General features: G+C 68.7%; 13 protein-coding genes. 6 read left to right on the top strand and 7 right to left on the bottom strand.

What is annotated here, in order from left to right; genetic code table 11:
• Nucleotides 1-2 precede the first annotated feature (2 nt).
• Both dapB and dapA read right to left on the bottom strand, forming a co-directional pair.
• Complete coding sequence (gene dapB / locus BLR57_RS05035; RefSeq protein WP_089694756.1) at nucleotides 3-764, bottom strand: 4-hydroxy-tetrahydrodipicolinate reductase; 762 nt, start codon at nucleotides 762-764, stop codon at nucleotides 3-5.
• Nucleotides 761-1672 (bottom strand): 4-hydroxy-tetrahydrodipicolinate synthase, encoded by a 912-nt coding sequence (dapA, locus tag BLR57_RS05030; RefSeq protein WP_089694754.1) that lies wholly within the window; start codon nucleotides 1670-1672, stop codon nucleotides 761-763. Before dapA ends, dapB begins: the two co-directional genes overlap by 4 nt.
• A 355-nt stretch (nucleotides 1673-2027) precedes the next feature.
• On the opposite strand from dapA, the gene BLR57_RS05025 reads away from it, so the two are divergent.
• Together BLR57_RS05025 and BLR57_RS05020 are read left to right on the top strand one after the other, a co-directional pair.
• Nucleotides 2028-2525 carry a LabA-like NYN domain-containing protein gene (locus BLR57_RS05025; RefSeq protein WP_089694751.1) on the top strand — a complete coding sequence of 166 codons (498 nt, stop codon included), beginning with the start codon at nucleotides 2028-2030 and terminating at the stop codon, nucleotides 2523-2525.
• Between the two features lie 52 nt (nucleotides 2526-2577).
• On the top strand, nucleotides 2578-3048 hold the full coding sequence (locus BLR57_RS05020; RefSeq protein WP_089694750.1) for a PUA domain-containing protein: 471 nt from the start codon (nucleotides 2578-2580) through the stop codon (nucleotides 3046-3048).
• Nucleotides 3049-3063: 15 nt separating this feature from the next.
• Here the strand turns inward: BLR57_RS05020 and BLR57_RS05015 are convergent, their stop codons facing one another.
• The 4 genes from BLR57_RS05015 to BLR57_RS05000 all read right to left on the bottom strand — a co-directional run bounded on the left by BLR57_RS05015 (nucleotide 3064) and on the right by BLR57_RS05000 (nucleotide 6092).
• The gene (locus tag BLR57_RS05015) at nucleotides 3064-4110 is read right to left on the bottom strand and encodes a presenilin family intramembrane aspartyl protease PSH (protein ID WP_089694749.1); all 1047 of its coding nucleotides are present in this window, start codon (nucleotides 4108-4110) and stop codon (nucleotides 3064-3066) included.
• Nucleotides 4111-4153: 43 nt separating this feature from the next.
• The gene (locus tag BLR57_RS05010) at nucleotides 4154-4381 is read right to left on the bottom strand and encodes an H/ACA ribonucleoprotein complex subunit GAR1 (RefSeq protein ID WP_089694747.1); all 228 of its coding nucleotides are present in this window, start codon (nucleotides 4379-4381) and stop codon (nucleotides 4154-4156) included.
• Nucleotides 4381-4659 (bottom strand): signal recognition particle subunit SRP19, encoded by a 279-nt coding sequence (srp19, locus tag BLR57_RS05005; RefSeq protein ID WP_089694745.1) that lies wholly within the window; start codon nucleotides 4657-4659, stop codon nucleotides 4381-4383. Before srp19 ends, BLR57_RS05010 begins: the two co-directional genes overlap by 1 nt.
• Nucleotides 4660-4952: 293 nt before the next feature.
• Entirely contained in the window at nucleotides 4953-6092 is a 1140-nt protein-coding gene (locus BLR57_RS05000; protein ID WP_089694743.1) for a PGF-CTERM-anchored ABC transporter substrate-binding protein, read from the bottom strand.
• Between the two features lie 60 nt (nucleotides 6093-6152).
• Here BLR57_RS05000 and btuC point away from each other — a divergent pair, with 60 nt between their 5' ends.
• Both btuC and BLR57_RS04990 read left to right on the top strand, forming a co-directional pair.
• A complete protein-coding gene (gene btuC, locus BLR57_RS04995; RefSeq protein WP_089694741.1) occupies nucleotides 6153-7259 on the top strand; it encodes a vitamin B12 ABC transporter permease BtuC in 1107 nt (368 codons plus the stop codon).
• Nucleotides 7256-8533, top strand: a complete 1278-nt coding sequence (locus tag BLR57_RS04990; protein WP_089694739.1) for a heme ABC transporter ATP-binding protein — start codon at nucleotides 7256-7258, stop codon at nucleotides 8531-8533. Before btuC ends, BLR57_RS04990 begins: the two co-directional genes overlap by 4 nt.
• Before the next feature lie 27 nt (nucleotides 8534-8560).
• On the opposite strand, the gene BLR57_RS04985 is transcribed toward BLR57_RS04990, so the two are convergent.
• Nucleotides 8561-8848, bottom strand: coding sequence for a hypothetical protein (locus BLR57_RS04985; protein ID WP_089694737.1), 288 nt, complete (start codon nucleotides 8846-8848; stop codon nucleotides 8561-8563).
• A 96-nt stretch (nucleotides 8849-8944) separates the two neighbouring features.
• Between BLR57_RS04985 and BLR57_RS04980 the strand changes: the two genes are divergently transcribed.
• Complete coding sequence (locus BLR57_RS04980; protein WP_170830559.1) at nucleotides 8945-10237, top strand: FtsZ/tubulin family protein; 1293 nt, start codon at nucleotides 8945-8947, stop codon at nucleotides 10235-10237.
• A gap of 137 nt (nucleotides 10238-10374) precedes the next feature.
• A complete protein-coding gene (locus tag BLR57_RS04975; RefSeq protein WP_089694733.1) occupies nucleotides 10375-10920 on the top strand; it encodes a DUF7344 domain-containing protein in 546 nt (181 codons plus the stop codon).
• Nucleotide 10921 lies beyond the last annotated feature (1 nt).

The raw sequence follows: 10921 nt of genomic DNA, 5'->3' as shown, positions 1-10921 counted from the left end.
GGTTAGTTGAGTACGTCGAAGAAGTCGTAGCGGCCGGTGTCGCGGTCGTCGAGCCAGACTGCTGCGTCGAGCGCGCCTTCGGCGAAGACGCCCCGAGACTCTGCGCGGTGGGTGAGTTCGAGGAGTTCGTGGTTGCCCGCGACGAGCACCTCGTGTTGGCCGGTGATGTCGCCCGCGCGTCGGGCGTGGACACCGACTTCGCCCTCCTCGCGGGGCTGGTCGCCCTCGCGGCCGTGGGTCCGGTGGGTGAGGTCTCCTCTGACCTCTTCGATGTCGTCGAGGATACTGTTGGCCGTTCCCGAGGGAGCGTCGCGCTTCGCGTTGTGGTGGGTCTCCATCACCTCGATGTCGTAGCCCGGCAGCGAGCCGACCGCCTCGCGGACGGCCTGCCGGAAGGCGGCGACGCCGCGGGCGAAGTTCGACGCCTTGAGCAGCGGCACCGACTCGCTCGCGTCGTCGAGTGCGGCCTCACCGTCTTCGTCGAAGCCGGTCGTGCCGACGACGGCGGCGACGCCGGTCTCGGCGCAGGCGGCGACGTAGTCGAGGCTGGACTCGGGCCCGGTGAAGTCGACGACGACGTCCGGATCGCGCTCGGCGAGGAGCGACGCGAAGTCGGCCGCGTCCTCGACGGCGACGCCAGCGACTGCGTCGACGTCGCTGCGGTTGACGGCGAGGACGACCTCGACGTCCTCGCGCTCGCTCGCGGCCTCGATGACCTCGCGGCCCATGCGCCCGCCGGCGCCGGTGACCGCGAGGCGTGTCATCGCTCGGCCTCCACGGGTTCCACGTCGCCCTCGAGTTCCGCGAGCAGCTGTCGGAGCCGGTCACGGTGCTGTTCGGAGAGCCGCGACAGCGGCGGCCGCATTCTGGCACTGCCGTGGCCGCGCATCTGCATCGCCTCCTTGACCGGGATGGGGTTGGTCTCGACGAACAGCTGGCGGGTCAGCGGGCCGAGTTCGTGGTGGATGGCCCGCGCACGGTCGTAGTCGCCCGCGAGCGCGGCACCGACGAGCGCGCAGGTCCGTTCGGGTTCGATGTTGGCGATGACGCTGATGGTACCCGTGCCGCCCACCGAGAGGACCGGCAGCGTCAGTCCGTCGTCGCCCGAGAGGACGTCGAAGGCCTCGTCGCGCGTGCGTTCGACGACCTCCGAGACGCGGTTGAGGTCGCCGCTGGCTGCCTTGTAGCCCGCGATGTTCTCGTGGCTCGCGAGCTCGACGACGGTGTCGACCGCGATGTTGCGGCCCGTCCGCGAGGGGACGTTGTAGACGATCTGGGGGACGTCGACCTCGTCGGCGATGGTCCGGTAGTGCTCGTACATCCCGGCCGGTTCGGGCTTGTTGTAGTAGGGTGAGATGAGAAGCAGTGCGTCGGCACCGGCGTCGGCCGAGCGCTTGGAGAGTTCGAGTGCCTCCCGCGTGGAGTTCGAGCCGGAACCGGCGATGACGGGGACGTCGTCGACCTCGTCGACGACCGCCTCCACCACCTCCACGTGTTCGTCGTGCGTCAGCGTCGCGCTCTCGCCGGTCGAGCCGACGGGGACCAGCCCGTCGACACCGGCGTCCACGAGTCGTTGTGCGTCCGTTCGAAGCTGTTCGAAGTCGATGTCGCCGTCGGGGGTGAACGGCGTCGTCATCGCCGGATAGACCCCGTTGAAGTGTGTGCGTGTCATGTGTCCTGTCTCTGGTTGTCGTACTCTCGTGTCCGTACCTCCGCCGGGGGTTCACCCGGGACAGGGTCGCCACCCCTGCCGCGAGCGAGGTTACGGACGTTTTTTGAGAAAAGCGAACGCGGCCGCTGTTGTCCGGGGCGTGCCCGACGCAACGACGGCGTGAATCACGTTTAGGCTACTGTGACTCTCGATATTATAACTTACGTCACGCACCAGAACTGCCTGCCATGGCCCGTGGTGACACGAACCGGGGCGTCTGTCGCGGCTCGTGGGGCTCCGAATCGGAGCCGTCCGAGACCACCCGGACGGGGCGTGGACGAAGCTTCTATGGCGCTCCGCCCGGACTGGCCGAGTAATGACTGAAATTCACCCGAACCAGCGCGTCGCGGTCCTCGCCGACGCGCAGAACCTCTATCACACCGCCCAGAGTCTCTACTCACGAAACATCGACTACTCCTCGCTCTTGGAGAAGTCGGTGCAGGGCCGGGAACTGACGCGGGCCATCGCCTACGTCATCCGTGCGGAGTCGCCCGACGAGGAACGCTTCTTCGACGCGCTCGTCGACATCGGCTTCGAGGCGAAGATCAAGGACATCAAGACCTTCGGCGACGGGTCGAAGAAGGCCGACTGGGACCTCGGCATCGCGCTGGACGCCGTCACGCTCGCGAACCACGTCGACACGGTCGTCCTCTGCTCGGGCGACGGCGACTTCGCCCGGCTCTGCTCGCATCTCCGTCACGAAGGGGTTCGTATCGAGGTCGCGGCGTTCAAGAACTCCACCGCCGACGAACTCGTCGAGGCCGCAGACGCCTTCATCGACATGTCCGAGCGCGAGGACACGTTCCTGCTCTGATTCGCCACGCGCATCCGAAGCCGCTTTCACCGCGCGTCGGCAACGACGCGCCATGAGTGACGCCGAGGATCTCGCCGACCTACGGACCGTTGCCGACTACCAGTTCGGCGCGGGCGCGGGCGACGGACTGTTTCCTGCCGACGAGCAGTTGCGGGTATCGCGGTCGACCAGCGGCCGCCCCCGCCAGATTCACGCCGGTGACGACCGCGTCGTCTCCTACGGCACCGACGGCCGGTTCACGCTCGGTATCGAGGGCGGTGCCCGCCTCGTCGCCGCCCGCGACGGACTGGCGAACCGCGTCGTCGTCGACGACGAGAGCGAACCGTTCGTCCGCGACGGCAAGAACGTCTTCGCGAAGTTCGTCTGCGACGTCGACGAGGAGATTCGCCCCGGCGACGAAGTGGCCGTCGTCCACGAGCGTGGCGACCTGCTCGCCGTCGGTCGCGCAGAACTCTCTGCGGATGCGATTCTCGACTTCGACAGCGGCATGGCCGTCAAGGTGCGCGAAGGCGCGGACGACTAAGCGACTGTTTCTCCCTCAGAGATACGGCCCGAGACCAAGTGCCTGCACGAGCGAGACGCCCGAGAGCACCGCACCAAGCAGGTAGCCGCCGATTGCACCGCCGTTGAGCAGCGGAAGTCCCGCGTGGGCACGGCCCTTCATCACCATCCACAGTAGCGTGCCGAGTCCGAGGAACGTCCCGACCATCGCAAGGAGGGCAGGAAGGTTGAGTGCCGGGAGGACGGAGAGCCCGAGGTTGCCGGCGTCGAGGAAGAACGCACCGCTTGCGACCATCACGGTCGGCATGACCGCGTCGCCGAGACCGATGAAGAAGACGTCGCGCTCGTCGGCGTCGGGCGAGACCTCCTCGCCGCGGGACTCGGTGTCGTCGGCCACTTCGGCGGCGTCAGCACTGACTTCGGCGTCGTCACTGGCGTCGCTGGCGTCGGCTGTGTCGCCACCGTCGGTGGCAGTGCTGGCAGATTCCTCGGCCTTCGCGTCGGCCTGTGCGTCCAACAGCGAGTACGACAGCGTGAGCGGGATGACGAGCACGACGGGGATGTTGAGGTCCATCACGCCCTCGGCGAGGTCGAGCATGTGTTCGGTGCCGTAGACGCTGATGGCGTCGTAGACCGCGAGCAGCGTGAGGAGGACGACGGCGGGCAGGAGACCGAAGCTGATGCCGAACAGCGCGGCCGCGGCCGCCCCCATCAACACGCCCGCGGTGTCGATGACGTACCACTCGGGGTAGACGAGCAGCGCGACCGAGACGGCGACGGCGAGCGCGACGGCGACGACCGGCGAGACGAGGACGTTGAAGACGTACCACGCGAGCAGGCCGCTCGTGAGGATGATGATGCCGCGGATGACCTGGTCGAGATTGTACTTGAACGCCGCGAGCATGAACCCCGTCATGACGAGGATGGCGGCGATGTAGTAGAGGCTGTTCGTCGGGTCCGAGGGGTCCTCGACGGTCTGGTAGCCGGCGGCCTCGAACGAGGGCACGAGTGCCAGCGCGCCCAACTGGACGAGGAGGAAGATGAGGGCGGCGAGGCCGACGCCCCAGTACGTGCGGGAGTTCATACGGGCCGTTCGGCCGCGGAACGTTTGGTGGTTGCGTTTCTCCCTATCGCGCGTAGAGCTTCTGTCCCAACAAATCGGTCAGGAGGACGCCCGAGTCGGTCGCGACGGCGACGTAGGGCTGGCTCACCGGGCCGAAGACGTCGACGACGCGGCCGACCCGCGAGAGCGACTCGTCGACGACGCTCGTGCCGATGTCGGGGTGGTCCTCGCCGTCACAGTGGATGATGGCGAGGTTCTGTGCCGTCTTCGAGACGGTGCCGACGCGCTGCATCAGTCCCGGAGGATGCCCACGTAGGCCGCCACGGCGGCCACGAGGTCGTTCTTGCTCGAATCGTCCGCTCCCTGTACGAGGACGCGTCCGCGCTGTTCGTACTCGCGGGAGTACGTCTTGTCGCGCTCGACGATGGCGTCGTAGCCGACCTGCTGGACTGCCTTCGCGATCTCCTCGACCGTCGGCTCCTCGACGGCGTTATCGAGGGGGACCCGTCGCCCTTCCGACCGCGTCAACTCCGCGTCGATGTAGGCGGGGTAGATGACGTTCTCGACCATATCCGAACTGGCGTGACCCGGCCGTAATACGGTTGTGGTCCGCTATTCTGGGGTGGTGCTTGGTCTGCTTCCAGGGGGAGTGTCGTGGGAACCGCCGAGAACACCTCGGAAGCCCCCGCGCTGTCGACTCCCGCGGCACACTCTGCGCTCCTCACTCGCTTCGCTCGTTGTGGTGCTTGAGGTACCGGGGTTCGTCGACAGCGCGGCCCCTTCCAGTCCCGCCCGTACCAGTCGCTGGGCAGTCGTCGACGGGAGAGTACGAAGCGTCGCGTGCGAGAAAGAGAGTCGAGTCGTCAGCGACGGCGGGTGGCGAGCAGCGTCGTCGCGACGAGCGCGAGGACGGCAGCCGCGACACCGAACCCGGGACTCGTCGCGTCCGTCGGTTCGGCTGTTGCCGGCGTGTCGTCGACGGGTGCCGGCGTGGTCGTCGTCTGGGTCGTCTCGGTCGGCTCGTCCGTCTCCATCGACGCCGCGACCTCCGCACGCGTCACGAACTGTGCCCCACCGTAGGCGTCGGGGTGGAAGCCCGCCGTCATGTTGCCGACCGCGTAGACCACGCTCCGCGGTGCGGGCTGATTGAGGTAGTTCCGCTCGACGTAGACGGTTCGGTTGTTCTCCGCAGCGGGCGTGCTGGCGTAGGGTTCCGAGTCGAGGATGGCGGCACCGCCCGGCGTGGAGATGAGCACGACCTCGGGCCCCGACTCGATGACCTCCTCGTCGCTCAGTTCGGGATAGCCCGCGAGACCGAAGTCGGCGACGACGTTGCTGCCGCCGGAGGCCGTGATCATCGCGTCGATGAACGTCTCGTCACCGGCGACGAAGCCGCCGCCGAGGGGGTAGATGACGCGGGGACGCTCCGCGCCCTCGACGGCCGTCTGGGCGGCGTCGACGTTCTGGGTCATCCACGCGTTCGCCTCCGCAGCACCCGCACAGTTGCCGGTGAGCTGCCCCGTCAGCGTCGTCTTCGCCTCGATTGCCTCGATGGAGGTGGCCGACTCGAAGCGGAAGACCGTCAGCCCGGCGTCACGGAGCGCGAGCACCGTCTCGTTGGAGATGGAGTTCGGCGCGAGGACGAGGTCGGGGTCGGTGCCGACGACCTTCTCGTTGTTGACGCCGAACCCGGCCGCCGAGACGTTCTGTCTCGACTCCGCGCCGTCGAGATAGAGCGCGAACTGCGAGAGGCCGACGACCTGCTCGCGGCCGCCGATCTCCCACATCGTCTGGGCCGCACTCGGGTTGAGCGTCGTCACGCGTTCGGGGCGTTCGTCTACCGTTATCTCCGTCCCGGTCGCGTCGGTCGCGGTGAACGGGAAACTACACTGTGTCTGCTCCTGGACGCTCGCCGACGCTGCCGCCGTGGCTGGCCCGAGACCAGCACCGACGACGGAGAGCGTCACGAGAAGCGCGATCAACATCGCTCGTGTGGTACGCATCGTCGGGTCGGACTCACTAATCCAATAAGTATTTATCTAATGCAAGTAGGCTTTCGTAGTATGCGCGTGACGACGAAGACCGGCGTCTGGTCGCTCGCCCTCACCGGCCTGCTCGCTGCAGTCGTCCTCGTGAGCGCGGGCATCGGCCCGGTCTCTATCCCCGCAGAGACGGTCGCGAAGGCCGTCCTCAACGCCGTCGCGCTGCCGACGAGCGTCGCCTTCTCCGTCGCCGACGTCTCGCTCGTCGGTCTCTCGGTTCCGGTTCCCGCCCCCGACGTGAGCGTCGTCCACCCCTTCGACTTCGCGGTGAAAGACACCCACTCGACCATCGTCATGAAGATTCGCCTCCCCCGCATCGTCCTCGGAGCCGTCGTCGGCTTCGCGCTCGCCTCGGCGGGCGTGGTGATGCAGGGCTTCTTCCGCAACCCGATGGCCGACCCCTCCATCATCGGCGTCTCCTCCGGCGCGGCCGCGGGCGCGGTCTTCTCCATCGTCGTCCCCTTCGCGCTCCCGTTCGGTCTCCAACTGCAGGGCGCGGCCTTCATCGGCGCGCTCGTGACGGCCTTCGGCGTCTATCTCATCGCGACCGAAGGCGGCCGGACGCCCGTCGCGACGCTCCTGCTCGCGGGCGTCGCGGTGCAGACGCTTTTGGGAGCCGTGACCTCGTTCATGCTCCTGCACAGCGGCGAGAGCCTCCGACAGGTCGTCTACTGGCTCATGGGCCATCTCGACAGCACCGCGTGGAGCGAAGTGCTCGTCGTCGCCGCCCTCGTCCCCGTGCTCTTCGTCGTCCTGCTCGCGCACGCCCGCGACCTCAACGTCCTCCTCTTGGGGGAAGAAGACGCCCACAGCCTCGGTATCGAGGTCGCCCGGACGAAGAAACTGCTCCTCGCCGTCGCCAGCGTCGTCACGGCCGCCGCCGTCTCCGTGACGGGCGTCATCGGCTTCGTCGGTCTCATCGTCCCGCACATCCTCCGGCTCGTCGTCGGTCCCGACCACCGGATTCTCCTCCCGACCTCGGCGTTGGCGGGGGCCTCGTTCCTCGTCGCCACCGACACCATCGCCCGTGCGGGCACCGCGGAGCTGCCAGTCGGCATCGTCACCGCCGCCATCGGCGCGCCCTTCTTCCTCTATCTCCTGCGGCGACAGGAGGTGCATCAGCTGTGAGCAAGCTTCTGGAAATCGACGACGTCGCCGTCTCCCTCGGCGGCGTGCGCGTCCTCGACGGCGTCACCGCGAGTGCCGACGCGGGCCGGTTCGTCGGTCTCGTCGGTCCCAACGGCGCGGGCAAGACCACGCTCCTCCGAGCACTGAACGGCGCGCTCACGCCCGACCGGGGCGAGGTGCGCGTCGCCGGTGAGACGATTACGGGGCTGTCGGCGAAGGCGGTCGGCCGCCACGTCGCGACCGTCCCACAGGACACGAGCCTCGCGTTCGACTTCACCGTCCGCCAGACCGTCGAGATGGGCCGGACGCCCTACCTCTCGCGGTTCGGCGGAATGCGGGGGGAAGACCACGACGCGGTCGACCGCGCGATGGAACGGACGGACGTCACACAGTTCGCAGACCGCTCCGTCACGGCCGTCTCCGGCGGCGAACGCCAGCGAGTGCTGCTCGCCCGCGCGCTCGCCCAGGACACGCCGCTGCTCCTGCTGGACGAACCCACCGCGAGTCTCGACATCAACCATCAGGTGCGGACGCTTGAACTCGTCCGCGACCTCGTCGACGACGGCAAGACCGTCGTCGCCGCCATCCACGACCTCAACCTCGCGGCGCACTACTGCGACGACCTCCTACTCCTCGGCGACGGCTCTGTCCTCGCCGCGGGCGACCCCGCCTCGGTCCTCACCGAGGAGACGCTCGAACGCGCCTTCGGGGCCAACGCGGTGGTCTCGAAGCACCCCGTCACAGGATCGGTCTACGTCACCGCGTTGCCCGAGCAGCGTGCGACGGGCGACGCCGAGGGCCGCGTCCACGTCGTCGGCGGCGGCGGGAGCGCGGCGCGCTACCTCTATCTCCTCTCGGCGGCGGGCTACGAGGTCTCCGTCGGCGCGCTCAACGAGGGCGACTCCGACACCGAGACGGCCCGCCAGCTCGGTCTCGACGTCGTGACGGTCGACCCCTTCGCCCCGGTGGACGCCGCCGCCCGCGAGACGGTCATCGACCACGTCGAACGCGCGGACGCGACGCTCGTCGTCGACGTGGAAGTCGGCGAGGGCAACGTGGCGAACCTCGAAGCCGCCCGCGCGGCCGACGAACTCGTCCTCGTCGAGACGCGACCCTTCGCCGAGCGCAACTACGCTGGCGAGTCGGCCGCGCGGATCTACGACGGGCTGCGCTCGCATGCGACGACGGTCGCGCCCGACGCGGTGCTCGGGGCGGTCACGGACGCGGTCGAGCGCGGCCGTCGCTCCGGAGTGTCTGCCGAAACGGACGATTAACGCGGCGCGGCCCTCGACGACATGCTCTCACCCGTCGGTTTCGAGATAGCGGTCGTAGACGAAGTCGGCGACGAGCGAGCCGACCACACCCGGCAGGACGAAGAAGGAGCCGACCAGCACGGTCACCAAGCCGAGCCACCGCGAGAGCGGGTCCGCAGGCGGCCAGAGAAGGGGAATCGCCGTCGCGACCAGCCCCCGGAACTGCACGAGCAACAGTGCCGAGAACAGGGCCGTACAGCCGAGTCTGAACGCGAGCCGACGCGCCGACGGGCCGGGCTGTGGATCGGGGAATCGGGGGTCGCTGTCGAGCGACATAGCGACCACTCGGGGTAGCACGCGTATAAACGAGTCGCGTTCCGAGTATGCGGCGAGTACTCTTCGCTGTCGCTCGCTTCTCTCCCGAGAGAACTCTTGGAACTCGCGCTCATCGGCGTCGGACGCGTAGGCGGACTTGTCGTCGACGCGCTGGTCGCACACGACCGGGCACACGGTGGCGGCCTCGTCGCTGGTGCTATCGCGGTGGATACGGCAGTCGCGGACGTCGCCGGTCTCCGCTCCGTCCCGGCCAGCCACCGCGTCGTCGTCGGCGCGGCGTATCCCGCCCGTGCGGGCGTCGACGGTGACAACGAACTCGCCGCGAGCATCGCTGCCGAAGACCTCGACGCTATTCTCGCCGGGGTCGACTGTCTCCCCTCGCATCGCGCGGACGCCTTCCTCGTCGTCGCCGCCCTCGGTGGCGGAACCGGCGGCGGTGGCGCGCCCGTCGTCGCCCGCGCTCTCACCCGGCTCTTCTCGCGACCGGTCTACGGACTCGGCGTCCTCCCCGCCCGCGACGCCGACGAATCGACCGCCTACGACACTGCTCGCTCGCTCGTGACCTTCGTCCGCGAGGTCGACAGCCTCGTCGTCGACACGGGCGACGGCTGTCATGGCTCGGATGTCTCGACGCTCGCGCGTCGGGTCGCGGCAGTGTTCGGGGGCGGAGGTCCCCACAGTCGGCCGCTATCGGCGTGGCAGGAACACGGCGGCGTCGACGGCGATGGCCGCGACGGCGTCAGCGACGCTTCCGGCAAGCGGGAACCAGCCGACGCGGCCTCCAACAACTCGAACAGCGAGGAGATCGCCGTCTTCCGCCCCGACGTGGCGGCGACGGTCTCCTCGGTGCTCGCGGCGGGACGGCTGTCCGTGCTCTCCGAGGCGCGGCTTCCGGCCGAGCGACGGCTCTTCGCGCGGCTCCGCGGGAGGCGACCCACGGGTCGGGAGACGATGGCGGTCGTCCGGGTCGTCCGCGATGCAGCCTTCGGCGTGTCGCCGTCGCACGTCGGCCGGTGGTCGGTGCGACGCGTCGCAACGGGCGAGGACACGTCGCTCGCGTCCCGGCCACCCGTCGCAGAGGCAGCGTGGCTCGTCCTCGACGGCCCTCCCGAGACGCGCCCACGCCACGGCGTCGACTACGCCGACCGGTGGCTACGCGACGAGGTGGGTGTGAGCCTCGTCGGCGGCGACGTCCGCGACACGGGCGGCGACACGCTGACGTGTACGTTGCTGCTCTCCGGCGTGCGCCACGTCCCCCGGCTCGACGACCTCTGGACAGCCGCCGCCGCACAGTCACGGCGTGCGGGGGATCTGCGGCTGCCAGGTCCAGACACGTCGGTCCCACCGACACTCGACGCCGTGGCCGAGACGGTCGATCCGCTGTTCTGAGTCGGCTCCGAGCCGCGGACCCCCCGAACCGGCCGACGAAGACCGAACGGTAGGCCGTGTCTATGCGGACGCTAGGCAGTTGCTGACGCTCAGTAACGGGTCCATACATACTGTCTCTTGCCAAGACTGTGTGAGATATGAGCACATCCGTCGCGACCACCCTCCCGCCCGAAACACAGCCAGCAGACCTCACCGCAGACACGGTGTTTTCCGCGCTCTCGAACGCGCGGCGGCGGGACGTGCTCGCCCTCCTCAGTACGGACGAGATGACCGAGACGCCGGTCGGCATCCGAGACCTCGCAGAGCGCATCGCCGCGTGGGAGAACGACGTCACCCCCGAAGCGGTGACCTACAAGCAACGCAAGCGTGTCTACACCTCGCTGCACCAGACGCATCTCCCGATGCTCCAAGACGCCGGTCTCATCGAGGCCGAACGGGCGTGGGAGAATCTGACGCTCACGCCGCGCGCGGAGGCACTCACCGTCTACCTCGACAAGCCGACGCGGCCGACGCCGTGGTCGAACTACTACTTCGGGTTCGCCGCCGTCGGACTCCTGCTCGCGGGCGTCGCGTGGGCGGGGCTCTACCCCTTCGACCTCCTCCCGGGGCTCGTCTACGCGACGGTCCTCGCGCTCGCGCTCTTCGCCACCGCTGTCGTCCACGCGGTTGCCGTCCACCGCTGAA

The sequence above is a fragment of the Halogranum gelatinilyticum genome (genome assembly GCF_900103715.1).
Lineage (GTDB): Archaea > Halobacteriota > Halobacteria > Halobacteriales > Haloferacaceae > Halogranum > Halogranum gelatinilyticum.
This window is presented reverse-complemented; position numbering and strand designations above follow the sequence as displayed.